The organism is Variovorax sp. GW823-FHT02B07 (assembly GCF_058797695.1).
In genome coordinates, this window is sequence record NZ_JBXAJX010000005.1 from 187,054 (window position 1) to 209,640 (window position 22,587).

The following is a 22,587-nucleotide window of genomic DNA, read 5'->3' on the forward strand; positions in this document are numbered from 1 at the left end:
TAGAATTTTTGATCCCATCGAAAGGCATTCTGCAATGACCTCGCCCGACCGCGCCCCCGAGACAACGCCCCCCGCCGTCTACACCGGCGAGGGCGATGCGTGGCTGCCCGACGCGCTCTCGCGCGGCCCGTGGGACCCGCGCGCGCAGCATGGCGGCGCGCCCGCCGCGTTGCTCGCCCACATCGCCGAACGCGCCGCGCCCGGCCCCGGCTGGCAGCTGGCGCGGCTCACGCTGGAGCTGGTGAAGCCGGTGCCGGTGGCGCCGCTGGTCACGCGCACGCAGTCGCAGGCCTCGCGCGCCACGGTGCGCGTGGGCATCGACCTGCTCGCGGGCGACACGGTGGTGGCCCGTGCGCACGCGCTGCTGCTGAAGACCTCGCCGCTGACCTTGCCGGCGAACCTGCCCGCGGGCGACGCGCCGCGCGAGTTGCTGCCGCGGCCCGAAGACTGCACCGAGCGCCTGCGCATTCCCGGCCTGCCCGACGGCCTCTCGTTCCACCAGACCGCGGTCGAATCGCGCCTCGCGCAAGGCGACATCGCGCAGCCCGGCGCGGGCGCCGCGTGGTTCCGGCTGGCGGTGCCGCTGGTGCGCGGCGTGGCCACCTCGCCCGCGATGCGCGCGGCGGCGGCGGCCGACTTCGGCAACGGCCTGAGCTGGGTGCTGTCGCCCGCCGACTTCCTGTTCTCGAACGCCGACCTGAGCCTGAACCTGTTCCGCGTGCCCGAGGGCGAGTGGATCGGCCTGCGCGCCAGCACCGAGATGCACGCCGGCGGCGCGGGCCTCACCGTGTCCCACCTGTACGACACGCGTGGCCTCATCGGCCTCGCGACCCAGACGCTGGTGGTGCGCGAACGCGCCGCCGCCACCTGAACACGCCCCTCTTTCACCGCTTCACGGAGACAACGCCATGACCATTCCCGGCATCCACCCCGACAACCAGGTCCCCGAGCTCAAGGACTACAACGTCTACACCAGCGACCCCGCCCTGCGCGGCGCGGTGGGGCGCGGCGGCGCCGCCTGGCGCGACGACGAGCTGGTGCGCCAGGGCGCCGAGTACGGCGCCGAGGCCACGCTGCGCGCCGCCGAGGACGCCAACCGCCACGAGCCCGAGCTGCACACCCACTCGCGCACCGGCACGCGCATCGACAGCGTGCAGTTCCATCCCGCGTGGCACACCATGATGTCGATCGCGCGGCGCAACGGCATCGCCAACCTGCCGTTCTTCGACGAGCGACCCTCGGCCTGGGTGGGCTACGGCGCCTCGCTGTACATGCACAGCCAGATCGAGTCGGGCTCCACCTGCCCGACCACCATGACCAAGGCCTGCATCCCCGTGATGCGCCGCAACGCCGCGCTGTACGCCGACCTGCGCGACAAGCTCGCCGCCCACGTGCACGACCCACGCGACATCCCGCTCGAGGGCAAGACCTCGATGACCGTCGGCATGGGCATGACCGAGAAGCAGGGCGGCAGCGACGTGCGCACCAACACCACGCGCGCCGTGCCGGCCGGCAGCGGCCCGTGGGGCGAAGAGTTCCTCATCACCGGCCACAAGTGGTTCTTCTCGGCGCCGATGTGCGACGGCCACCTGGTGCTGGCCAAGACCGACGAGCACGGCTCCTCGTGCTTCTTCGTGCCGCGCTGGCGGCCCGACGGCAGCAAGAACGCGATCCACATCCAGCGCCTGAAGGACAAGGTCGGCAACCGCTCCAACTCCAGCAGCGAGGTCGAGTTCAAGGAGGCCTGGGGCGTGCTCGTGGGCGACGAGGGCCGCGGCATCCCGACCATCATCGAGATGGCCACCGTGACGCGCCTGGACTGCGCGCTCGCCAGCGCCGGCTTCATGCGCCAGGGCTTCGCGCAAGCGCTGCACTACACGCGCAACCGTTTTGCCTTCGGCAAGGCGCTGGTCGACCAGCCGGTGATGACCGAGCTGCTGGGCGACATGGCGCTCGAAACCGAGAGCGCCACGCTGCTGGCGATGGAGCTGGCCGCGCGCTTCGGCTCGCCCGCGCCGCTGGACACCGCCTGGCGCCGCCTGCTCACGCCCGCCGCCAAGTTCTGGAACTGCAAGCGCGCGGTGGCGCTCACCGGCGAGGCGATGGAGGTGTTCGGCGGCAACGGCTACGTGGAAGACGGCCCGATGGGCCGGCTGTTCCGCGAGGCGCCGGTCAACTCGATCTGGGAAGGCTCGGGCAACGTGATGTGCCTCGATGTGCTGCGCGCCGTGTCGCGCAACCCCGACGACGCGCACCTCGTGCTCGACCACCTGCAGGAAGTGACCGCCGGCGAAGCGCGCCTGCAGGCCGAGGTGCAGGCGCTGCGCCAGATGGTGCAGCTGGCGCCGCAGGACCTGGAACGCCAGGCGCGCCGCTTCACGCAGCGGCTGGTGCGCGCGGCGCAGGCCGGCCTGATGCTGCAGCACGCGAGCCCGCTCGCGGCGGCCGCGTTCGTGTCGAGCCGCTTCGATCCCGACTGGGGCCCCGTGACCGGCATCAGCGCCGGCACCAGCGACCCCGCGGCGCTGGTGCGCGCCGCCTGGCACTGAGCACGGAGCCGACCCGGATGGATTTCGTTTCCCTGCTGGACCAGCACGCCCGCACCCAGCCCACCCACGAATGCCTGCGCGCCGCAGGCCGCGCCTGGACCTACGCCGAGTTCGCCGACCTCTCGCGCCGCGCCGCCACCGTGCTGCGCGACCAGGGCGTGGGCCCTGGCGACAAGGTCGCGCTGCTGTGCTTCAACACGGTCGGCTTCGTCGCCGCGATGTTCGGCGCCTGGCGCCTCGGCGCGGCCGTGGTGCCGGTCAACCACAAGCTGCAGGCGCCGGAGATCGACTACGTGCTGGCGCACGCCGGCGTGCGCCTGTGCGTGGCCGACGGCACGCTCGCCACGCAGGTCGCCGCGCGCATCGCGCACCGCTGCGACTGGCTCGCGACCGACAGCGCCGCCGACGGCCTGCCGATGTTCGACGACATGACGGCGCAGGCCGCACCGCTGGGCGGTGACGACACAAGCGCCCCGGCGCCCGGCACCGACACGCTGGCCCAGGTGCTCTACACCTCGGGCACCACCGGCAAGCCCAAGGGCTGCCTGCACAGCCATCGCAACGTGTTCATGGCGGCGGTGTGCACGGCGGCGGGCATGTCGCTGTCGCGCAACGAGCGCACGCTGGTCGCGATGCCGGTGTGGCATTCGTCGCCGCTCAACAACTGGCTGCTGGGCACGCTGCTGATGGGCGGCACCGTGGTGCTGCTGCGCGAGTACGCGCCCAAGGCCTTTCTCGACACGCTGGCCGAAGAACGCATCACCTTCACCTTCGGCGCGCCCATCGCCTTCCTGGCGCCGCTGTCGGTGGTGCCCGACGTGCAACGCTACGACTTCAGCGCGATGCGCCTGTGGGCCTACGGCGGCGGCCCGCTCGGCGCCGACATGGCGCGCAAGCTGGCCGACAGCTACCGCAGCGACCGCTTCGTGCAGGTCTACGGCATGACCGAATCGGGCCCGCTGGGCACCGTGCTCTACCCGGAAGACGCGATCGCCAAGGCCGGCTCGATCGGCCGTGCGGGCGTGCCCGGCGTGGCGATCGAGGTGCGCCACCCCGACGGCCGGCGCTGCGGCGCGGGCGAGGTCGGCGAGATCCACCTGCGTTCGCCGGCCGTGATGCAGGGCTACCTCGACAACCCGCAGGCGAGCGCCGAGGCCTTCGACGCGCAGGGCTGGTACCGCACGGGCGACCTGGCGCGGGTGGACGAGGACGGCTTCCTGTTCATCGTCGACCGGCTGCGCGACATGATCATCACGGGCGGCGAGAACGTCTATTCGAAGGAAGTGGAAGACGCGCTGGGCGCCCACCCCGACGTGCAGGACGTGGCCGTCATCGGCCGCCCGCACCCCGAGTGGGGCGAGACCGTGACGGCGGTGCTGGTGGCGCGCGGCGGGCGCGCGCTCGAGGCGCGCGAGCTGGTGCGATTTCTCGAGGACCGGCTGGCGCGCTACAAGATCCCGCGCATCTTCGAAGTGCGCGAGAGCCTGCCGCGCACGGCGACGGGCAAGCTGCTGAAGCACCTGCTGCGCGACGCGGCCTGAGCACGCGCCCCGAACCGCAGCGCCGTCAGCGCCGCAACAACGCCTGCCGCAGCAACCGCGCCGCCCGGTTGCGAATCCGCCCCTGCATCTCGCGCATGCTGGTGCGCGGCGCCACGCGGGCGGTGGCGCAGGCCCACAGGAAGTCGTGCAGGATCGGCGTGTCGTCCACGGTCTCGGTGCTGCCGTACTTGTGAAACTCGGGGTGCCACTGGGTCGCCGCGATGTAGCCGCGCCCCTTCTCGGGCCGGCGGCGGATGGCTTCGGGCACGCGGTCGGGCAGGCTCCAGGCCTCGACCTCGAAGCCGGGCGCGAGCCCCTTGATGCCCTGGTGGTGGATGCTGTTGACGCGCGCCGTGCGCACCTCGGGGAACAGCTTCGACAGGCGCGTGCCTTCGACGATCTCGATTTGGTGGAAGTTCTGGTCGTAGGTCACCGGGTCGCGGTGGCGCACCGTCTCGGGGTGGCCGTGCTGTTCCTCGATGTCCTGGTAGAGCGTGCCGCCGAAGGCCACGTTGATCAGCTGCAGGCCGCGGCACACGCCGAAGATCGGCTTGCCGGCCTGCTCGAAGGCTTCCACCAGCGCCAGGTCGTACAGGTCGCGGATCTGGTCGCCGATCCAGGCGTCTTTCAAAGGCTCCTCGCCGTAGCTGCCGGGCCAGACGTCGGCGCCGCCGTGCATCACCACGCCGTCGAGCCATTCGGCGTAGTGCGAGAGCTTGGTGTCGCCGCGCGCCGTCGCGCCCGTGGGGCAGGGCACCATCACCACCATCGCGCCGGCCGACATGAGCCAGTGGGCGATCGATTGTTCGACGTACTGCAGCGTCTTGTTCGTGAAAAGCGAGCGGGCCGGGTCGGCGTGCGAGAAGCAGGCGGACAAGCCGATCTTGAGCCGGGCGGCGACAGGCTGAGACATGTCGATGGGTTCCCTGTGGACAAAGTTCATTGTGCGCCCATCGAACTTCGGTCGTGTGTCAGCCGAACCCCCGAAGTATGCTGTGCGGCGCATCAGGAGACACGCATGAAGACGATCAAGGGGCCGGGCATTTTCCTGGCCCAGTTCGCGGGCGACTCGGCCCCGTTCCACTCGCTCGACGCCATCGCCGGATGGGCCGCGGGCCTTGGCTACAAGGGCGTGCAGATCCCCAGCTGGGACACGCGCCTCATCGACCTCAAGCGTGCCGCCGAGAGCAAGACCTACTGCGACGAGATCAAGGGCACGCTCGCGGGCCACGGCCTGGAGATCACCGAGCTCTCGACCCACCTGCAGGGCCAGCTGGTCGCGGTGCACCCGGCCTACGACGCGGGCTTCGATGGCTTTGCGGCGCCCGAGGTGCGCGGCAACCCCGTCGCGCGCCAGCAGTGGGCGGTGCAGCAGCTGCACCATGCGGCCAAGGCCTCGGCCAATCTCGGGCTCACGGCGCACGCGACCTTCTCGGGCGCGCTGGCCTGGCCGTACCTGTATTCGTGGCCGCCGCGCCCGGCCGGCCTCATCGAGGAGGCCTTCGACGAGCTGGCGCGCCGCTGGCGCCCGATCCTCGATGCCTTCGACGCCGTGGGCGTCGACGTGGGCTACGAGATCCATCCCGGCGAAGACCTGCACGACGGCGTGAGCTACGAGATGTTTCTGGAGCGCGTGAACAACCACCCGCGCGCCTGCCTGCTGTACGACCCGAGCCACTTCGTGCTGCAGCAGCTCGACTACCTGGCCTACATCGACCACTACCACGAGCGCATCAAGCTCTTCCACGTGAAGGACGCCGAGTTCAACCCGACCGGCAAGCAGGGCGTGTACGGCGGCTTCCAGAGCTGGATCAACCGCGCCGGGCGCTTCCGCTCGCTGGGCGACGGGCAGGTCGACTTCAAGGCCATCTTCTCGAAGATGGCGCAGTACGACTTCCCGGGCTGGGCGGTGCTCGAATGGGAGTGCTGCATCAAGCACCCGGAAGACGGCGCGCGCGAAGGCGCCACCTTCATCCGCGACCACATCATCCGCGTGGCCGATCGCGCCTTCGACGACTTCGCGGCCGGCGGGGCGGACGTGGCGGCGAACCGGCGGATGCTCGGGATCTAACTCACCGCCCGGATCGCGTCGTCGAGGATTTCGAGGCCGCGATCGATTTCCTCCGGCTTCACGTTCAACGGCGGCGCGATGCGCCACACGGCCGCCATGCCGCCGACGGCCACGATGTTCATGCTCAGGCCGCGCGCCATGCAGGCGTCGGTGATGGCCCGGCCGCGCTCGGCGTCGGGTTCGCGGGTCTCGCGGTCCTTCACCAGTTCCACGCCCTGCAGCAGGCCGTGGCCGCGCACGTCGCCGATCACCTCATGCCGCGCCTTCAGCGTGGCCAGGCCCCGGCTCAGGCGCTCGCCCATGGCGGCGGCGCGCTGGTTGAGCCCTTCTTCCTCGAGCACGTCGAGCACCGCCAGCCCGACCTCGGCCGGCAGCGGGTCGGACACGTGCGAGGTGACGTGCACAAAGCCCTTCTCGTGGCAGTCCTGCTCGATCGCCTCGCTGGTGACCGTGGCGCCGATCGCCAGGCCGCCGCCCAGCGTCTTCGAGACGGTGAGGAAGTCGGGCACCACGCCAATTTGCTCGAACGCGAAGTTGCTGCCCAGGCGGCCGAAGGCGGTCTGCGCTTCGTCCAGGATCAGCAGCATGCCGCGCTCGCGGCACTTGGTCTGCAGCTTCGGGAAGTAGCCGACGGGCGGCACGATCACGCCGCCCGAGCTCAGCACCGGCTCGGCAATGAAGGCCGCGAGCGAGCCGCTGGACTGCGCATCGACCATGTCGAAGCCGACATCGAGGCAGGTGGTGTCGCAGGCGTCGCGGCAATGGCGGATGGGGCAGCGGTAGCAGTTCGGCGCGGGGATCGACATGGTGCCGGGCTTGCGCGGCCCGTAGTCGACGTGGTGCCGGCCGGCGAAGGTGAGCGCAGCCATGCCGCCGTTCACGCCGTGCCAGCCGCCGTTCAGGCCCACGATCTCGTAGCGGCCGGTGGTCACGCGGGCCATGCGCGCGGCGGCCTCGTTGGCCTCGCCGCCGGTGGACAAAAACAGCGATTTCGACAGCGACGGCGGCAGCATCGCCGCCAGCCGCCCGGCCAGCGCCGGCACGGCCGGCCCGACGAAGCCGCTGTACAGGTGCAGCGCGCCCTCGCAGGCCTTCTCGATGGCCGCGACGATGCGCGGGTGGTTGTGGCCGATGGTGGCGCACATCTGGCCCGAGGTGAAGTCGAGGATCTCGCGCCCCTGCGCGTCCCACAGCGTGGCGCCGCGCGCCTTGACGATGACATGCGGGCTCAGCCCCATGCCGTAGCGCACGAGGTGCTTGCTGACCACGGGGTCGTAGGTTGCGCCTTCGGCCATCGGATGCTCCTTGTTCGTCGGGGAGCCCCAGCGTAGCCATCGGCCGCGAAATCCGGTGTCGTTGTGCAGGCCCGAAAACGAAGCCGATTGCGCGCACCTTGCGCCACACTGGCGGCACCATGAAAACCGGCACCCTCGATCGCATCGACCAGTGCATCCTGGCCGAACTGCAGGCCGACGCGGGCCTGCAGAACCAGACGCTGGCCGAGCGCGTGAACCTCTCGCCCTCGGCCTGCCTCAAGCGCGTGCAGCGGCTGCGGCGCGCGGGCGTGATCCGCGAGGAGGTGGCGATCCTCGATGCCGCGCGCGTGGGCTTTCCGGTGCTGGTGATCTCGCGCGTGTCGCTGCGCAGCACCACGCGCGAGGCGATCGGGGCCTTCGAGCGCAAGGTGCATGCGCTGCCGCAGGTGCTGCAGTGCCACTGCGTGGCCGGCGAGACCGACTTCGTGCTGGTGATCTGCGCGCGCTCGCTGCCCGACTACCAAGCCTTCGCGCAGGAGCAGCTGGGCGACGCGCTGGAACTGGAGAATTACTCGAGCGACATCGTGCTGTCGACCACCAAGTTCACGACGCGGCTGCCGCTGGACAGCGCCTGATCCCACGCGCTACAGCAGGCGCACCAGCCGCCGGATCGCGCCGTCGATCTGCGACTCGGCGATCAACCCGAAACCGAAGGCCAGCCCGTTGGGCGCATCGGGCGCCTGCGGGTCGAGCGCGAAGCGCGACAGCGGCGGCAAGGTGATGCCGGCCGCCGCGGCGCGTTCGACCACCACATGGTCGCGCGCGCCGCCGTGCAGCCAGGCCGACAGGTGCAGGCCGGCATCGGACGGAATCGCCTCCAGCCGGCCCGCGCCGTGGCGCGCCAGCGCGTCGAGCAGGGCGCTGCGCCGTGCGCCGTACAGCTTGCGCATGCGCCGGATGTGGCGCGCCAGGTGCCCCTCGGCAATGAAGGCCGCGAGCGCCTCCTGCCCGAGCACCGGGCCGTGCCAGTCGGCCAGCTCGCGCGCCCGCACCAGTGCCGCGCGGGCCCAGGGCGGCGCCACCACGAAGCCCAGGCGCAGCGCGGGAAACAGACTCTTGGAAAAGGTGCCGACGTAGAACACCGAGCCGGCGCGGTCGAGCGTCTGCAGCGCGTCGAGCGGACGGCCGGCAAAGCGGAACTCGCTGTCGTAGTCGTCCTCGATGAGCACGGCATTGCGCGCCCGCGCAAAGGCCAGCAGGGCGGCCCGGCGCGGCGGCGACATCGCCACGCCGGTGGGGAACTGGTGCGAGGGCGTCACGCAGACCACGCGCGCCTCGGGCGGGATGCGGTCCACGCACAGGCCTTCGTTGTCGGTCGGCACCGTGACCACCTTCGCGCCGGCCGCCAGCATCGCCTCGCGCAGCGAGGGATAGAACAGTTGCTCGACCGCCACCACCGTGCGCCCCGGCACCACCAGGATGCGCGCGAGCAACCCGAAGGCCTGCTGCGCGCCGGCCGTGACCACGATGTCGTCGGCCGTGCAGCCGACCGCGCGCGTGAACGACACGTGCGCCGCAATCGCCTCGCGCAGGGCGCCCTGGCCCTGGGGGTCGGCGTAGTCGGCGGTCTGGCGCGCCACGCGGCGCAGCGCGCGGTCGGACAGGCGGCGCCAGATGTCGAACGGAAAGGCGCCGACATCGGGCAGGCCGACACGAAAGTCGTCGCGCGCGGCCCGCGGCTGCAGCGTGGGGGCGAGGTCGGCCCCGGGCACGTTCAGCGGCACCAGCCGCGGATCGCGCCGGGGCGCGGCGCCCGCCTCCTCGGGCGCGGGCCGGCCACGCCGCAACGCAGGCAGCGTGTCGGCCACGTAGGTGCCGGAGCCCGGGCGCGCCAGCAGGTAGCCCTCGCTCAGCAGCAGGTCGTAGGCCGCCAGCATGGTGTTGCGCGACACGCCCAGCCGCTGCGCCAGCGCGCGCGTGGCGGGCAGGCGCGCGCCGGGCTGCAGCCGGCCGTCGAGGATGGCGTCGCGCAGCTGGCGGTGCAGCGCGCGCAGCAGGTCGCGCGAACCGGCGGCCGGCAGGCGCAGGGCAAGCTCGAAAAGTGGCTCCATGATCTTTGCCAATTGTGGTTCTTTTGAAGAGCCGCCTGCAATCCTATTCTGGAGGCCTTGGAACACCCACCCATGGAGTCCTTCACCATGCACACCGCTCCTGAAACCCCGCAGCAACCGCCGGCCGAACGCCTGCCCCTGGGCCTGGCCTGGCTCGCGCTGGGCGCCTTCGCCATCGGCACCGAAAGCTTCATGGTCGCCGGCCTGCTGCCGGTGCTGGCGGCCGACCTGCAGGTCAGCGCCGCGCGGGCCGGCCAGCTGGTGCTGCTGTTCGCGCTGAGCTATGCGATCGGCTCGCCGCTGATGGCCGCGCTGCTCGCGCGCTTCGGGCGCCGCCCGCTGCTCATCGCCAGCCTCGCGACCTTCGCGGGCCTCACGGCGGCGGCCTCGATGGCGCACGGCATCGCGCAGCTGGCCCTGGCGCGCGTCGCGCTCGGGCTGGTGGCGGGCGTGTTCCTGCCGACGGCCAGCGCGGTGGCGGCGGCGATGGTGTCGCCCGCGCTGCGCGGCCGGGCGCTGGCCATCGTGACCGGCGGCGGCACCGTGGCGGTGGCGCTCGGCGTGCCGCTGGGCGCCTGGATCGCGGGCTGGGGCGGCTGGCGCACGGCCTACCTGCTGATCGCCGCGGTGGCGGCGCTGGCCACCTGGGGCCTGTTCGTGGGGCTGCCGCGCACGCTGGTGCAGGCGAAGGCCGACGCGGCCCCGCGCACCTCGGCCTTCGCCGTGGCGCGCGAACCCGGCGTGGCGCCGGCGCTGCTGGCCACGGTGCTGTGGGCCACGGGCGGCTTCAGCTTCTACACCTACATCGCGCTGTTCCTCGGCCACACGCTGGGCTTCGGGGCCGAGGGCGTGGGCGCGGTGTTCTTCGCGATCGGCGTGGCCGCGGCGCTGGGCACCGCGACCGGCGGCTGGGCCACCGACCGTTTCGGCGCCGACCGCATGGCGCGGGGCTTCGCGCTGGCGCTGGTGGTGATCATGGGCGGGCTCTCGTTCGCCGCGCAGATGCTGCCGCGCGGGCTGGCGCTGCCGCTGATCGTGGGCCTCTCGGCGCTGTGGGGCTTCGCCGGCTGGGGCTTCGGCCCGGCGCAGGCGGTGCGGCTGATCCGGCTGGCGCCCGAGCGCGCACCGATGACGCTGTCGCTCAACGCCTCGGCGGTCTACCTGGGCATCGCGGCGGGCTCGGGGCTGGGCGGCGTGACCATCGCGTGGTTCGGCGTGAGCGCGGTGGGCTGGGTGGGCGCCGCCGCCCAGCTGGCGGGGCTGATGCTGCTGTGGCGCGCGGCGCGGCGGGCCCGGTCGGCCGCGCCTGCGGCGTCGACGGCACCGGCCTGTGCCTGAACCGGTCGCAGGGCGCTATATTTTCAATAGCTACCTTTGCAGGATGGATGGCCCTTCGGGGCCTTTTTCATGCGGGCGTTGTTTTTAAGACAAGCAACTGTCATGCCCTGCAAGCTATAATGTCGGGTTCGTTTCGATACCACGACGAAGAATTTCGTCACCCCCGCCGGCCGATCTGCGTTGCCATCCGAATCCGGGTTCCAGGATTCATCAGGCTTCTCGTTTCCAGCCCTCGGGCCACGCCGGCTTTCACAGTGTGTTGGAGCGCCAGACCGGGCGCCCATGAATGCCACCACTGCCTTCGTTCCTGTTGAAGCGAATCGCGCGTGCGGCGCGTCCGTTCTCACTAATTTTTCGGCATTGCGCGCCCCGCACCGGCACGCAGCGCCCCAGGCTTCATGGACACTTTCGCAACAGCATCGCGGTGGGCAGGTTTCTGCTTCCCGCACCGCAACGACAGATTCCTGGACGCCGGCTGACCCGCCGGCCGACTGAAACCAACACGCCCATCTTCATCTCCAACACACATCGAACGATTCAGAGGTAATCACACATGCCCAAGGAAGAACTGATCGAAATGAACGGCGCAGTGACCGAAGTCCTGCCCGACTCGCGCTACCGCGTCACGCTCGACAACGGCCACCAGCTGATCGCCTACAGCGGCGGCAAGATGCGCAAGCACCACATCCGCATCCTGGCCGGCGACAAGGTCTCGCTCGAGCTGTCGCCCTACGACCTGACCAAGGGCCGCATCACGTTCCGCCACCTGGAACGCCGCGGCCCCCCGCCGACCAACTCGGGCAACAACACGCCCCGCCGCTGAGCGACGCCCGGCCGGCCTTGCAGAGCGCCCTCCCGGAGGGGGCCCTGCAAGGCCTTTGTCTTTTCCGGGCCGTCACTTTTTCCCTTTTGCGTTTTCCTGTCTGTCTGTCTCCGGCTGCCGAACGATGAACTCCACCACCTCCCCAGCCGGCGGCCTCCAGGCCGAACCCCACGGCTTTGCCACGCTGGCGCTGTCGCCCCAGATGCTGGCCAACCTCACCCAGCTCGGCTACACGCAGATGACGGCCATCCAGGCCGCCGCGCTGCCGCCCGCCTTGCTGGGCAAGGACCTGATCGCCCAGGCCAAGACCGGTAGCGGCAAGACCGCCGCCTTCGCACTGGCACTGCTGTCCAACCTGAACCCGCGCCGCTTCGCCATCCAGGCGATGGTGCTGTGCCCCACGCGCGAGCTGGCCGACCAGGTCACGACCGAGATCCGCCGCCTGGCGCGCGCCGAAGAAAACATCAAGGTCGTCACGCTGTGCGGCGGCGTCGCGCTGCGCGGGCAGATCGCCAGCCTGGAGCACGGCGCGCACATCGTGGTGGGCACGCCGGGCCGCATCATGGACCACCTGGAGCGCGAGAACCTCGACCTCTCGGCGCTCAACACGCTGGTGCTCGACGAGGCCGACCGCATGCTCGACATGGGCTTCTTCGACGACATCGTGAAGGTGGCGCGCCAGTGCCCCAAGGAACGCCAGACGCTGCTGTTCTCGGCCACCTACCCCGAAGGCATCGCCAAGCTCGCGCAGCAGTTCATGAAGAACCCCGAGCAGATCACGGTGCAGGCCCAGCATGAAGGCAGCAAGATCCGCCAGCGCTGGTACCAGGTGAAGGACAGCGAGCGGCTGCACGCCGTGAGCCTGCTGCTGGACCATTTCCGTCCCGTGAGCACGCTGGCCTTCTGCAACACCAAGCAGCAGTGCCGCGACCTCGTCGACGTGCTGCAGGCGCAGGGCTTCAGCGCGATGGCGCTGTTCGGCGAGCTGGAGCAGCGCGAGCGCGACCAGGTGCTGGTGCAGTTCGCCAACCGCAGCTGCTCGGTGCTGGTGGCCACCGACGTGGCGGCGCGCGGCCTGGACATCGCGCAGCTCGAAGCGGTGATCAACGTCGACGTGACGCCCGACTCCGAAATCCACATCCACCGCGTGGGCCGCACCGGCCGCGTGGGCCAGCAGGGCGGCTCGGAAGGCCTGGCGCTGAACCTGGCCAGCATGAACGAGATGGGCTTCGTCGGGAAGATCGAACAGCTGCAGGGCCGCGAGTCCGAATGGCACCAGCTTACCGAGCTCACGCCCGCCAAGGGCGCACCGCTCACGCCGCCCATGGCCACGCTGCAGATCGTGGGCGGGCGCAAGGAAAAGATCCGCGCCGGCGACGTGCTGGGCGCGCTGACCGGCGACTGCGGCTACACCAAGGACCAGGTCGGCAAGATCAACGTCAACGAGTTTTCGACCTATGTCGCGGTGGACCGCGGCATTGCCGAAGAAGCCGCCCGCAAGCTCGGCAACGGCCGCGTGAAGGGCAAGAGCGTCAAGGTGCGCCTGCTGACACCGCAGTCGACCTGACATCCCTCCCATGCTCCTGTTTGGGCGCTTGGCAGACGAAATCTGCCGATGTGGCCTAATCGGGGGTCGAACATCTTTTTTATCCGAGCTTTCCATGCCCAAGAAAATCCGTACCGAAGCCGACCGTCTTGCCAGCCCGAAGCCGACGCCCATGCCCGGCTACACCGTGCCGCGCAACGGTGGCGGCCAGAAGATCAGCCTCGAGCGCGGCACCGCCACGCGCAGCAAGAAGAACCCGGGCAAGCGCCCGAGCAAGGGCGGCTGATCCAGCCCCCGCGGCTCTTTCTTCGGAGCCACGACGAACGCGCCCCCGGGCGCGTTTTGTCATTGGGGCCTGCCCTGCATCACGCGCCGCCATGTCCGACGACAACCAGATCTACATCCCGCCCTCGTTCTTCGCGGTCTACAGCGACACGCGTCAGCGCCTGCGCGAACCGATCGACGTGGTGCGCGCGCGCTACGAGATCTGCGAAGACCTCGCCGGCCACCTCGTGGGCCATGCGCAGATCCAGCACCACACCGAGGTGCCGGTCGAAAGCGAGATCCTGCGGCGCATCCACGCGGGGCTGGCCACGCCGGAATCGGGCGTGTCGGTGCCCGAGGCCGGCTGGATCGTGCAGCGGCTGGCCGAGCTGCTGGGGTGGGAAGCGCCCGAGATCGCCGAGCCGGCGGGCGACTAGCCCCCCGCGCGCCTCACCGCGCCGCGAACCGCTCCAGCAGGAAGTCGACAAAGGCGCGCGTCTTCGCCGCCAGGTGACGCGACGGGTACACGGCGTACACCGGCGTGCGGTCGGCCTCCCAGTCGGCGAGCACGGCTTCGAGCCGGCCCGCTGCCAGCTCCTGCTCGACATAGATGCGCGGCACCAGGCTCAGGCCGAAGCCCGCGAGCAGCGCGTCGCGCACGGCGATGCTGGAGCTGACCTTGTAGCGCCCGTCGATCGGCACCGCCACGCTGCGCCCGGCGCGGCGGAAGGTCCACTTGTTCGCGTGGCCCGACAGCGTGAACTGCACGCACTCGTGGGCCTTCAGGTCTTCGGGCGCGGCGGGCCGGCCGTGGGCCGCGAAGTAGCCGGGCGCACCGCACAGCACGTGGGTCATGGTCATGAGTTCGCGCGCGACCAGGCTCGAATCTTCCAGCCGGTCGCTGCCGCGGATCGCGAGGTCGTAACCTTCGCCGATCAGGTCGATGCGGGTGTCCTGCAGGTTCAGCTCGAGCCGCAGGTTCGGGTGGCGCGCCAGGAAGGCGGGGATGTGCGGCGAGATGCAGGTCAGCGCGAAGGTCAGCGGCGCGCTCACGCGCAGCACGCCGCCCGGGCTCGCGCCCACGGGCGCCAGCGCGGCGTCGGCCTCGTCCAGGTCGTCGAGGATGCGCGCGAGCCGCTCCACGTAGGCCGCGCCGGCCTCGGTGAGGCTCATGCTGCGCGTGGTGCGGTTGATCAGCCGCACCTTCAGGTGCGCCTCCAGCTCGGCGATGTTCTTGCTGACGGCCGCGGCCGACAGCCCCAGCTGCCGCGCGGCGCCGGCAAAGCTGCCCGCCGCGGCGGTGGTGCGAAAGACCTTGAGGGCGGTGAGATGGTCCATGGGCCGGCGCTCGATTGACGACTGTCAGTAAATAATCAATTCATTATTCGAGCATTCACAACCACAGGTCAACGCCCTAGATTCGAGCCATGACCTCCCGCACCACCGACCTCCTGCTCACCGCGATCGCCCCCGCGGTCTGGGGCAGCACCTACATCGTGACCACCGAGCTGCTGCCGGCGAACTACCCGCTGACGGTGGCGCTGCTGCGCGCGCTGCCGGCGGGCCTGCTGCTGATGCTGATCGTGCGCCAGCTGCCGCCCCGGGCGTGGTGGGGGCGCATCCTGTTGCTGGGGGCGCTGAACTTCTCGATGCTGTGGGGGATGCTGTTCCTGGCAGCCTACCGGCTGCCGGGCGGCGTGGCGGCCACCATCACCTCGGTGCAGCCGCTGTTCGTGGTGTTCCTCGCCGGCCTGCTGCTGGGCGCGCCGGTGCGCGCGCTGTCGGTGGCGGCGGCCGTGATCGGCATGGGCGGGGTGGCGCTGCTGGTGCTCACGCCGAACGCCGCGCTCGACGCGCTGGGCATCGCCGCGGCGCTCGCGGCGGCCGTGTCGATGGCCTTCGGCACGGTGCTCAGCCGCCGCTGGCAGCCGCCGGTGTCGGCGCTGACTTTCACGGCCTGGCAGCTGACCGCCGGCGGCCTGCTGCTGCTGCCGGTGGCGCTGTGGCTGGAACCGCCGCTGCCCGCGCTCACGGCGATGAACTGGGTCGGCTTCGCTTGGCTCGGCCTGGTCGGCGCCGCGCTGACCTACATCGTGTGGTTCCGTGGCGTGGCGCGGCTGGAGCCCTCGGCGATCGCGCCGCTGGCCTTCCTGAGCCCGGTGACGGCCGTGATCCTGGGCTGGGCCTTGCTGGGCCAGAGCCTCTCGGGCTGGCAGATGGCGGGCATCGGCATCGTGATCGCGAGCATCTGGCTGAGCCAGCAGGCGCAGCGCGGTGCGCAGCCGGTGGCGGCGGTGCAGCCCGCACCCAGCCGCTGAAGGCTTACGCCACTGGCGCTGCCTGGCGCAGCAGCTGCAGGTAGCCGGGCTGTATTTCCATGCGCGCGGTCGCGCCCTGGCGCTGCAGCAGGCGGTGCGCCTTCGGCAGCGCCCAGCAGGGCAGGTTGGTGAACATGTGGTGCTCGCAGTGGTAGTTGACCCAGTAGGGCGCCACGAAGATGCGTTCGAGCCAGCCTGCGTGCGTGGTGCGCGCCTGGCGCAGCGGGTCGGCCTCGTTCTGCGCCACCAGCGCATGCTCGGCGATGTTGCGCACGCGGCTCACGAGCGGCAGCCAGGTCGCCATCGGCAGCAGCCACATCAGCACCCAGGCCCACCAGACCCCGGCCAGCGTGAAGGCCAGCAGGCCCAGGCCGTTGCCGATGAGGAAACGCTGGTCCTTCGCCAGCTCGCGCCCGAACACGCGCAGCGCCGATTCGCCCGGCTCACGCTGGCGCAGGGCGTCGGCGATGTGGCCGAAGCGCTGCTTGTAGAAGGTCTGCCCGCTGAGGTCGCGCACGACCTTGCGCCACATCGAGTCGCGCGAGATCGGGAAGGGCGCCGACAGCACGAGGTCGGGATCTTCGGTCTGCTGCACGAAGCGGTGGTGTTGCAGGTGATAGGGCCGGTAGTCGCGCAGCGTGGGCGAGCACAGCCAGTAGCCCACCCAGTCGTTGACCTTGCGGTGGCGGTGCAGCCCCGCGTGCGCGGCGTCGTGCATGAGGATGAACAAACCCAGCTGGCGCGTGCCGACGATCGGCACCATGAGCGGAATGGTCCACGGCCACACGATGCCCACGAGCATCGCGGCGCCGATCACGCCCCAGCAGTGCGCCACCAGCCACAGGCCCCGCCAGGACGAGCGCGCGGTGAGCGATTGCCACTCGTCGGGGGTGAAGAAGTCTTCGGGTCGAGCGCGGGGTGCAGCGGCCATCGGGCCAGTATGCGGCGAAGGCGCCGGCAGATCACGCGTAGTTCCCCGGTGTGGGCGCCTGGGAGCGAGGCCCTTCGGCCTACTTGTCGATGATTTTCCGGGCGAAGACTTCGAGGTAGTCCATGAGCCGCTCGGCGCCCGCGATGGCCGCGGCCTCGTCGCCGGTGGCGATGCCCTGCGCCAGTTCGAGGTGCGCGTTGGCGCCCTCGACGATCTCGCCCTCGTGCTGGTACGCGTACCAGAAGCGCCGGCACTGCACGATCAGCGGCACCACCGCCTTCACCGCCGAGTCGTTGTGGCTCGCCTGGTGCGTGACGAGATCGAGCGCGCGGTCGGCCTGCATGTAGTCGTTCAGGTCGCCGCGGCCTGCGGCTTCGACCATGGCCTCGGCGCAGCGCACGATCGCCTGGCGCTGCGGCGCGGTGGCGCGGCGCGCGGCGCAGGCGGCAATCAGCTGCTCGAGCACGCGGCGGGTCTGGATCACGTCCAGGTGGTCGGCCAGGTCGATGGTCGACACCAGCAGGCCGCGGCGCGGCTGCTGCACGATGAGGCCGATCGACACCATGCGCATCAGCGCCTCGCGCACCGGCGTGCGGCCCAGGCCCGTGCGCTCGGCCAGCTCGGCCTCGACGATCTGGCTGCCGGGCTCCAGCTGCATGGTGGACAGCAGCGCCTCGATGGCGTCGTAGGCCAGGTCGGCCGCGCGGCGCTTGGGCGGGGGTCGGGGAGCGGTCTTCGGGGCGGCCATGGTGGGGATGTGGATGTGCTCGTGCGTGTGCGGATGCGGGGCCGTCATTGTCGGGCGTCGCCGGGCGCTGCGAGCCCGGCCAGTGTCTCGATGCGGACCGGCACCAGCGGCGGGCGCGGCGCGGGCGGCGTCCAGCCGAACAGGAACTGCGCCGCGTCGCCGCACACGCGCCCCTGGCAGGCGCCCATGCCGCAGCGGCGGTGCAGCTTGGCATCGGTCCAGCCGGTGCAGGCCGAGAGCGCGGCAAAGGGCACGTCTTCGCAGCGGCACACGAGCGTGTCGGGGCGGGGCAGGGCCTTGAGGTCGTCGGCCAGCGCGAAGCGGCGGTGCAGCTGGGCGGCGAAAGCGTCCCAGCGGGCGCGTTCGCGGTCGTGCGCGCGGGCCTGGGCGGCCTCGCCGACGGCCGCGTGGCCGGCGATGGTGCCCTGCACCAGCGCGCGCTCGCTGCCGCCGAAGCCGGTGCATTCGCCGGCCGCGTAGATGCCCGCGACGTTCGTGGCCTGCAGTGCGTCGACCGTGAGCCCCGGCCCCACCAGCGCGCAGCCGAGCAGCTGGCCCAGCTGCGTGTTGGGCGTGAGGCCGAAGCCGCAGGCGATGCGGTCGCAGGCCATCTCGACCTCGCGGCTGCCTTGGCGCAGCCGCACCGATTCGACCTGCGTCGTGCCCTGCGCGGAGACGATGCGCGACGCGGTGCGGTAGTTCGCATCGGCCAGCGTGAGCGCCTGCACGGCCTTGCCGGGCCACCGCACGAGGCTGGCACCGAAGGCCGCGACCGAGGCGAACGAGGCCTGCTCGGCAATGCGCAGCACCTGCGCGCCCGCTGCCTTGGCGGTGGCTGCGGCGGCCAGCAGCAAGGGCCCGCTGCCGGCGATGACGATGCGCTCGCCCTCGACCGGCAGGCCGGCCTTGATCAGCGCCTGCAGGCCGCCCGCGCCCGTCACACCGGGCAGCGTCCAACCGGGGAAGGGCAGCAGCAGCTCGCGGGCGCCGGTGCACAGGATGAGCTTTGTCCATCGCATGCGCGTCGCGCCCTCGGCGTCTTCGAGCAGCAGTTCATGCGAGGCAGGCGCAGCAACCACACGCGCGCCGCTGCGCACACGCAGGTTCGCGTGGCGTGCGAGCGCCTCGCGCCAGCGGCGTGCCTCCGGGGGCAGCGACGCGCCGGGGCCGTCACGCCAGATCTGACCGCCGGGCGCGGGGTTGTCGTCGATCACCACGACCGACGCTCCGCTGGACGCCGCCGCCACGGCCGCGGCCATGCCTGCGGGGCCCGCGCCGACGACCAGCACATCGCACGCGTCGAGCGCCACGCCGCTCATGCCGTCGTCTCCACGCGCATGCCTTCAGTGCACACGGTCTGGCAGGCGAGGCGTCGCCGCCCGTCGATCTGCACGCGGCATTCCTGGCACACGCCCATGCCGCAGAACGGCGCGCGCGGCTGGCCCGTGACCGAGGTGCGCGCCGCGCCCATGCCGCCGGCAACGCGCAGCGCGGCGGCGACCGAGCTACCCGCCTTCACGCGCACGGGCTGTCCGTCGATGTGCAGCAAGGTTTGAGCGCTCATGCCCGCTCCCGCAGGCCGCGCGGCGCATACGGCGCGGCGTCGAAATCGGGCGCCGTGCCGGTCATCAGCGCTGCGAGCACGTGCGCGCTGCCCGGCGCCGTGGTCACGCCCAGCCCTTCGTGGCCGACCGCGAGCCAGAGCTTCTCGCGCCACGGGTGCCTGCCCAGCAGCGGCAGGCCGTCGGGCGAGGCGGCGCGCAGGCCGGTCCACGCGCGCACGGCGTTCAGGCCGGCGAGCCCCGGCAGGTAGTCGAGCGTGCGCTGCAGCATGCGCGCGAGCATCGGCGCCTCCACGGCCAGGTCGGTCGTGTCGAACTGGCGCGACGAGCCGACCAGCAGCTGCCCCGTGGGCCGCGGCTGCACGTTGAAGGCGACCGAGTCGCCGTCGCTGTGGTGCGCGCTGGTCACGTAGCCAAGCTCGACGAGCTGGTGGCGCACCGTGCCCGGGTAGCGGTCGGTAATGAGCAGGTGGCCCTTCTTCGGGCGGATCGGCAGCTCGGGGCACAGCGTCGTCGCCTCGATGCCGTTGGCGAGCACGACCTGCGGCGCGGTGCGGCGGCTGCCATCGGACAGGCGCAGCGTGCCGTCGTCTTCGATGGCCTCGACCTTCGCGTGCTCGACCTGCACCAACGCGGCGTGCTGCGCGAGCAGCCAGCGTGCCGCGTTCGGCGCATAGAGGATGCCGTCGCCCGGCACTTCGAGCGCGCCCGACAGGCCGGGGCGCAACGCGGGCTCGGCGCGTGCGAGTTCGGCCGCATTCAGCAGTCGGCTCTCGATGCCGAGCGCGCCCAGCCGCAGCTGCTTGCGTTCGGCCTCGGCCATTTCCTCGTCGTTCGCCGCGATCCAGAGCGTGCCGCAGGGGCTGTAGGCGCAGTCAGCGCCCAGGCGCGGCGCGAGAGCGCGCCATTGCGCGACCGAGTGGCGGCTGAGCTCGAGTTCGGCCGCGTTGTCGTCCATCACTACGAGGTGGCCCATGCCCGCGCCGGTGGCACCGCCCAGGCGCGCGTCGAGCACGTGCACGCGGCGCCCGGCCTGCGCCAGCGCATGGGCACACGCCGCGCCGACGATGCCGGCGCCGATGACGATGACGTCCGCGTCCATGCGCCCCGGGGTCAGAGGCGGATGCCCCAGCCGAAGGGGTCGTTGTCGTCGATGAGCAGCGTGGCCTCGGCGCTGATGTGCGCGCGGCCGCGCAGCGTGGGAATGACCTGGTCGCCGTCCATCGCGTAGCTCGCCTCGAAGACGCTGCCGATCACGCTGGCCTGCCGCCACACCGCGCCCGGCGCGAGCTTGCCGTCGGCGGCGAGGCAGGCGATCTTGGCGCTGGTGCCGGTGCCGCAGGGCGAGCGGTCGTAGGCGTTGCCGGGGCACAGCACGAAGTTGCGGCTGTCCGCGCCTTGGTCATCGCTTGCGAAGAGTTCGATGTGATCGATCTCCGCGCCGTCCGCGCCTGTGATGCCCTGCGCTGCGAGCGCGCGGCGCAAGGCGGCGGTGTAGTCGGTCAGCGCCGCGAGGTTGTCGCTCGCCACGCGCTGGCCGTGTTCGCTCACCAGGAAGAACCAGTTGCCGCCCCAGGCCACGTCGCCGCGCACGACGCCATGGCCCGGCAGCTCGACCGCCACCTGATGCAGGTGCCGGTACGCCGGCACATTGCGCACGCTCACCGAGCCGTCGGCATGCAGCGTGGTCGTGACCGTGCCGACCGGCGTCTCGATGCGGTGCTCGCCCACGCCGATGCGCCCCATGTGCGCGAGGCTCGCGACCAGCCCGATGGTGCCGTGGCCGCACATGCCCAGGTAGCCGGCGTTGTTGAAGAAGATCACGCCTGCGGCGGCATCGGGCGACACCGGCTCGCACAGCAGCGCGCCGACGACGACGTCGCTGCCGCGCGGCTCGAGCACGGCCGCTGCGCGCCACTTGTCATGTTGATCGGCCAGCAGCGTGCGGCGCTCGGCCATGGAGCCCTTTCCCAGATCGGGAAAGCCGCCGATCACAAGGCGCGTGGGCTCGCCGCCCGTGTGCGAGTCGATGACCTGGATGCGTTGCATGGGTGTGGGGCTCGCTCAGTAACTGGCAATGGGCACCGGGGCCGCGTTCTTGAAGGTGAAGACGGTGATGGGCGCCTGCTTCATGTTGCCCTTGTCGTCGTACGCGTAGGTGGCGGCCACGCCCTTGTAGGTGGCCTTGTAGAGCTCGGCGCCGACCTTGTCGGGGTCGATGGCGTTGGCCTTCTTCATCGACTCGCCGATGAACAGCACCTGGTCATAGTACGAGGCGGCGTACGCGTCGGGGTCGACGTTGAAGCGCTTCTTGAACTTCTCCTTGAAGGCCGGGCCGCTTTGCGCCTTCTCGAGCATGGAGCCGCCCTGCGCGCAGAACACCAGGTCGTTCACCGCGTCGCCGCCGATCTTGCCGGTGGCCGGGCTGCACACGGTGTCGCCGCCCAGCAGCTTGCCGGGCACGGCCAGTTGCTTCATCTGGCGCGCCATGGGCGCGGCCTGCGGCGCGTAGCCGCCGAAGAAGATCGCCTCGGGCGCCTTGCCCTTCATGTTGGTCAGGATGGCGGTGAAGTCGACGGCCTTGTCGGTGGTGAACTCCTGGCCGACGATGGTGAGGCCCTGCTTCTTGGCCTCCTTGGTGAACTCTTCGGCGAGGCCCTGGCCGAAGGCGGTGCGGTCGTCGATCACGCCGACCTTCTTCACCTTCAGTTCCTTGGCCGCGTACACGGCCATGGCGCCGCCGATCTGGTTGTCGCTGGCGATGATGCGGTACAGGTTCTTGTAGCCGCCCTGCGTGACCTTCGGGTTGGTGCCCACGGTGGAGACCAGCGTGCCGCCGTCGCTGTAGATGCGCGAGGCCGGAATGGCCACGCCCGAGCAGTACGGGCCCATGACGAACTTGACGCCGTCGTCGACGAATTTCTGCGCCACGCTGACGCCGGTCTTGGCGTCGCACTGGTCGTCTTCGGAGATCAGCTCGAACTTCAGCGTCTTGCCGCCGACGCTGAGCTTCTTCGCGTTGAGCTCCTCGATGGCCAGGCGGATGCCGTTTTCATTGTCCTTGCCCGCGAAGGCGTTGGGACCCGACAGCGGACCGCTGTGGCCGATCTTGACCACCTGCTCCTGGGCCTGCGCGGGGCTGGCCACGGCCAGGGCGACCAGGCCCGCGAGACTGAGTGAGGAAACCATGCCTGCTTGTGACTTCATGCTTCTTCCTAGGGTTGGGAACAATGAAAAACGACAGGGCCGAGTGCATGGAGACCTGTCTCAGTTTAAATATATTAAGCACATATCTTGTAGATATCTGTGGGGCAAGCGCTCTTTCGGGCTGAGGGCTTCTGTGATATCTGTGAACAAACGGGCTGTTCAGGGCGCGATCCCGCCGACGGGGAGCCTTGCTCCGCGAATGTCCCCCGGCCTTCGGCCTCCTCCTTGATTTCGCTGCGCAAGGCACCCCATCGACGTGATCGGGTCAGTGCGGTGGTTGATCGGCGGAGAACCAGCAGCGTGCCCCGTGCCCGGGACACTG

At 70.9% G+C, this 22,587-nt stretch carries 22 protein-coding genes; 11 read left to right on the top strand and 11 right to left on the bottom strand.

Features of this window, described 5'->3' with window-relative positions:
- The first annotated feature begins 34 nt into the window (after positions 1-34).
- From AC1RGU_RS24430 to AC1RGU_RS24440, 3 genes are read left to right on the top strand one after another with little or no spacing between them, the layout of a single operon-like run.
- Positions 35-871, top strand: a complete 837-nt coding sequence (locus tag AC1RGU_RS24430) for a thioesterase family protein (protein WP_492698466.1) — start codon at positions 35-37, stop codon at positions 869-871.
- A 37-nt stretch (positions 872-908) separates the two neighbouring features.
- Positions 909-2,549: an acyl-CoA dehydrogenase family protein gene (locus tag AC1RGU_RS24435; RefSeq protein WP_492698468.1), complete on the top strand. Its 1,641-nt coding sequence runs from the start codon at positions 909-911 to the stop codon at positions 2,547-2,549.
- A gap of 17 nt (positions 2,550-2,566) precedes the next feature.
- Positions 2,567-4,090, top strand: coding sequence for a class I adenylate-forming enzyme family protein (locus AC1RGU_RS24440; RefSeq protein ID WP_492698469.1), 1,524 nt, complete (start codon positions 2,567-2,569; stop codon positions 4,088-4,090).
- Between the two features lie 25 nt (positions 4,091-4,115).
- On the opposite strand, the gene AC1RGU_RS24445 is transcribed toward AC1RGU_RS24440, so the two are convergent.
- Positions 4,116-5,003 carry a gamma-glutamyl-gamma-aminobutyrate hydrolase family protein gene (locus tag AC1RGU_RS24445; protein WP_492698471.1) on the bottom strand — a complete coding sequence of 296 codons (888 nt, stop codon included), beginning with the start codon at positions 5,001-5,003 and terminating at the stop codon, positions 4,116-4,118.
- 105 nt (positions 5,004-5,108) lie between these two features.
- Here AC1RGU_RS24445 and AC1RGU_RS24450 point away from each other — a divergent pair, with 105 nt between their 5' ends.
- Positions 5,109-6,161, top strand: a complete 1,053-nt coding sequence (locus AC1RGU_RS24450) for a sugar phosphate isomerase/epimerase family protein (RefSeq protein WP_492698472.1) — start codon at positions 5,109-5,111, stop codon at positions 6,159-6,161.
- Here the strand turns inward: AC1RGU_RS24450 and AC1RGU_RS24455 are convergent.
- The gene (locus tag AC1RGU_RS24455) at positions 6,158-7,456 is read right to left on the bottom strand and encodes an aspartate aminotransferase family protein (protein WP_492698474.1); all 1,299 of its coding nucleotides are present in this window, start codon (positions 7,454-7,456) and stop codon (positions 6,158-6,160) included. The two genes, AC1RGU_RS24450 and AC1RGU_RS24455, sit on opposite strands and share 4 nt — an antisense overlap.
- Positions 7,457-7,575: 119 nt before the next feature.
- Between AC1RGU_RS24455 and AC1RGU_RS24460 the strand changes: the two genes are divergently transcribed.
- Positions 7,576-8,052, top strand: coding sequence for an Lrp/AsnC family transcriptional regulator (locus tag AC1RGU_RS24460; protein WP_159274176.1), 477 nt, complete (start codon positions 7,576-7,578; stop codon positions 8,050-8,052).
- 9 nt (positions 8,053-8,061) lie between these two features.
- Here the strand turns inward: AC1RGU_RS24460 and pdxR are convergent, their stop codons facing one another.
- Entirely contained in the window at positions 8,062-9,528 is a 1,467-nt protein-coding gene (gene pdxR / locus AC1RGU_RS24465) for a MocR-like pyridoxine biosynthesis transcription factor PdxR (RefSeq protein ID WP_492698476.1), read from the bottom strand.
- Positions 9,529-9,615: 87 nt separating this feature from the next.
- On the opposite strand from pdxR, the gene AC1RGU_RS24470 reads away from it, so the two are divergent.
- The 5 genes from AC1RGU_RS24470 (at position 9,616) to AC1RGU_RS24490 (ending at position 13,936) form a co-directional block, all read left to right on the top strand.
- Complete coding sequence (locus AC1RGU_RS24470; RefSeq protein ID WP_492698478.1) at positions 9,616-10,866, top strand: MFS transporter; 1,251 nt, start codon at positions 9,616-9,618, stop codon at positions 10,864-10,866.
- Positions 10,867-11,419: 553 nt separating this feature from the next.
- Complete coding sequence (infA, locus tag AC1RGU_RS24475; RefSeq protein WP_062482563.1) at positions 11,420-11,689, top strand: translation initiation factor IF-1; 270 nt, start codon at positions 11,420-11,422, stop codon at positions 11,687-11,689.
- Between the two features lie 124 nt (positions 11,690-11,813).
- Positions 11,814-13,256: an ATP-dependent RNA helicase DbpA gene (gene dbpA / locus AC1RGU_RS24480; protein ID WP_139706904.1), complete on the top strand. Its 1,443-nt coding sequence runs from the start codon at positions 11,814-11,816 to the stop codon at positions 13,254-13,256.
- 94 nt (positions 13,257-13,350) lie between these two features.
- The gene (locus AC1RGU_RS24485) at positions 13,351-13,521 is read left to right on the top strand and encodes a hypothetical protein (protein WP_167395080.1); all 171 of its coding nucleotides are present in this window, start codon (positions 13,351-13,353) and stop codon (positions 13,519-13,521) included.
- A 91-nt stretch (positions 13,522-13,612) separates the two neighbouring features.
- Entirely contained in the window at positions 13,613-13,936 is a 324-nt protein-coding gene (locus AC1RGU_RS24490) for a hypothetical protein (RefSeq protein ID WP_492698480.1), read from the top strand.
- A 13-nt stretch (positions 13,937-13,949) separates the two neighbouring features.
- Here the strand turns inward: AC1RGU_RS24490 and AC1RGU_RS24495 are convergent, their stop codons facing one another.
- Positions 13,950-14,837, bottom strand: coding sequence for a LysR family transcriptional regulator (locus AC1RGU_RS24495; protein ID WP_487847674.1), 888 nt, complete (start codon positions 14,835-14,837; stop codon positions 13,950-13,952).
- Between the two features lie 89 nt (positions 14,838-14,926).
- On the opposite strand from AC1RGU_RS24495, the gene AC1RGU_RS24500 reads away from it, so the two are divergent.
- Positions 14,927-15,817, top strand: coding sequence for an EamA family transporter (locus tag AC1RGU_RS24500; protein ID WP_492698482.1), 891 nt, complete (start codon positions 14,927-14,929; stop codon positions 15,815-15,817).
- Positions 15,818-15,821: 4 nt separating this feature from the next.
- Here the strand turns inward: AC1RGU_RS24500 and AC1RGU_RS24505 are convergent, their stop codons facing one another.
- The 7 genes from AC1RGU_RS24505 to AC1RGU_RS24535 all read right to left on the bottom strand — a co-directional run bounded on the left by AC1RGU_RS24505 (position 15,822) and on the right by AC1RGU_RS24535 (position 22,265).
- Positions 15,822-16,748: a fatty acid desaturase family protein gene (locus AC1RGU_RS24505; RefSeq protein ID WP_492698484.1), complete on the bottom strand. Its 927-nt coding sequence runs from the start codon at positions 16,746-16,748 to the stop codon at positions 15,822-15,824.
- A 79-nt stretch (positions 16,749-16,827) separates the two neighbouring features.
- Positions 16,828-17,544: a GntR family transcriptional regulator gene (locus AC1RGU_RS24510; protein WP_435533337.1), complete on the bottom strand. Its 717-nt coding sequence runs from the start codon at positions 17,542-17,544 to the stop codon at positions 16,828-16,830.
- Positions 17,541-18,815, bottom strand: coding sequence for an FAD-dependent oxidoreductase (locus AC1RGU_RS24515; RefSeq protein ID WP_492698486.1), 1,275 nt, complete (start codon positions 18,813-18,815; stop codon positions 17,541-17,543). The genes AC1RGU_RS24510 and AC1RGU_RS24515 overlap by 4 nt, the downstream gene beginning before the upstream one ends.
- Positions 18,812-19,060 carry a (2Fe-2S)-binding protein gene (locus AC1RGU_RS24520; RefSeq protein ID WP_492698488.1) on the bottom strand — a complete coding sequence of 83 codons (249 nt, stop codon included), beginning with the start codon at positions 19,058-19,060 and terminating at the stop codon, positions 18,812-18,814. The genes AC1RGU_RS24515 and AC1RGU_RS24520 overlap by 4 nt, the downstream gene beginning before the upstream one ends.
- Positions 19,057-20,160, bottom strand: a complete 1,104-nt coding sequence (locus AC1RGU_RS24525) for an NAD(P)/FAD-dependent oxidoreductase (RefSeq protein WP_492698490.1) — start codon at positions 20,158-20,160, stop codon at positions 19,057-19,059. Before AC1RGU_RS24525 ends, AC1RGU_RS24520 begins: the two co-directional genes overlap by 4 nt.
- Before the next feature lie 11 nt (positions 20,161-20,171).
- Positions 20,172-21,107 (bottom strand): 4-hydroxyproline epimerase, encoded by a 936-nt coding sequence (locus tag AC1RGU_RS24530; RefSeq protein ID WP_492698492.1) that lies wholly within the window; start codon positions 21,105-21,107, stop codon positions 20,172-20,174.
- A gap of 15 nt (positions 21,108-21,122) precedes the next feature.
- On the bottom strand, positions 21,123-22,265 hold the full coding sequence (locus AC1RGU_RS24535) for a branched-chain amino acid ABC transporter substrate-binding protein (RefSeq protein ID WP_492698494.1): 1,143 nt from the start codon (positions 22,263-22,265) through the stop codon (positions 21,123-21,125).
- Between the last annotated feature and the right edge of the window lie 322 nt (positions 22,266-22,587).

Coding starts and splice junctions, on each gene's coding strand:
- AC1RGU_RS24510 (WP_435533337.1), bottom strand. CDS start 17,544: ATGACGGCCCCGCATCCGCACACGCACGAGCACATCCACATCCCCACC.
- AC1RGU_RS24485 (WP_167395080.1), top strand. CDS start 13,351: ATGCCCAAGAAAATCCGTACCGAAGCCGACCGTCTTGCCAGCCCGAAG.
- AC1RGU_RS24535 (WP_492698494.1), bottom strand. CDS start 22,265: ATGAAGTCACAAGCAGGCATGGTTTCCTCACTCAGTCTCGCGGGCCTG.
- AC1RGU_RS24430 (WP_492698466.1), top strand. CDS start 35: ATGACCTCGCCCGACCGCGCCCCCGAGACAACGCCCCCCGCCGTCTAC.
- AC1RGU_RS24520 (WP_492698488.1), bottom strand. CDS start 19,060: ATGAGCGCTCAAACCTTGCTGCACATCGACGGACAGCCCGTGCGCGTG.
- AC1RGU_RS24500 (WP_492698482.1), top strand. CDS start 14,927: ATGACCTCCCGCACCACCGACCTCCTGCTCACCGCGATCGCCCCCGCG.
- AC1RGU_RS24440 (WP_492698469.1), top strand. CDS start 2,567: ATGGATTTCGTTTCCCTGCTGGACCAGCACGCCCGCACCCAGCCCACC.
- pdxR (WP_492698476.1), bottom strand. CDS start 9,528: ATGGAGCCACTTTTCGAGCTTGCCCTGCGCCTGCCGGCCGCCGGTTCG.
- dbpA (WP_139706904.1), top strand. CDS start 11,814: ATGAACTCCACCACCTCCCCAGCCGGCGGCCTCCAGGCCGAACCCCAC.
- AC1RGU_RS24505 (WP_492698484.1), bottom strand. CDS start 16,748: ATGGCCGCTGCACCCCGCGCTCGACCCGAAGACTTCTTCACCCCCGAC.
- AC1RGU_RS24460 (WP_159274176.1), top strand. CDS start 7,576: ATGAAAACCGGCACCCTCGATCGCATCGACCAGTGCATCCTGGCCGAA.
- AC1RGU_RS24445 (WP_492698471.1), bottom strand. CDS start 5,003: ATGTCTCAGCCTGTCGCCGCCCGGCTCAAGATCGGCTTGTCCGCCTGC.
- AC1RGU_RS24450 (WP_492698472.1), top strand. CDS start 5,109: ATGAAGACGATCAAGGGGCCGGGCATTTTCCTGGCCCAGTTCGCGGGC.
- AC1RGU_RS24455 (WP_492698474.1), bottom strand. CDS start 7,456: ATGGCCGAAGGCGCAACCTACGACCCCGTGGTCAGCAAGCACCTCGTG.
- AC1RGU_RS24530 (WP_492698492.1), bottom strand. CDS start 21,107: ATGCAACGCATCCAGGTCATCGACTCGCACACGGGCGGCGAGCCCACG.
- AC1RGU_RS24470 (WP_492698478.1), top strand. CDS start 9,616: ATGCACACCGCTCCTGAAACCCCGCAGCAACCGCCGGCCGAACGCCTG.
- AC1RGU_RS24515 (WP_492698486.1), bottom strand. CDS start 18,815: ATGAGCGGCGTGGCGCTCGACGCGTGCGATGTGCTGGTCGTCGGCGCG.
- AC1RGU_RS24490 (WP_492698480.1), top strand. CDS start 13,613: ATGTCCGACGACAACCAGATCTACATCCCGCCCTCGTTCTTCGCGGTC.
- AC1RGU_RS24435 (WP_492698468.1), top strand. CDS start 909: ATGACCATTCCCGGCATCCACCCCGACAACCAGGTCCCCGAGCTCAAG.
- AC1RGU_RS24495 (WP_487847674.1), bottom strand. CDS start 14,837: ATGGACCATCTCACCGCCCTCAAGGTCTTTCGCACCACCGCCGCGGCG.
- AC1RGU_RS24525 (WP_492698490.1), bottom strand. CDS start 20,160: ATGGACGCGGACGTCATCGTCATCGGCGCCGGCATCGTCGGCGCGGCG.
- infA (WP_062482563.1), top strand. CDS start 11,420: ATGCCCAAGGAAGAACTGATCGAAATGAACGGCGCAGTGACCGAAGTC.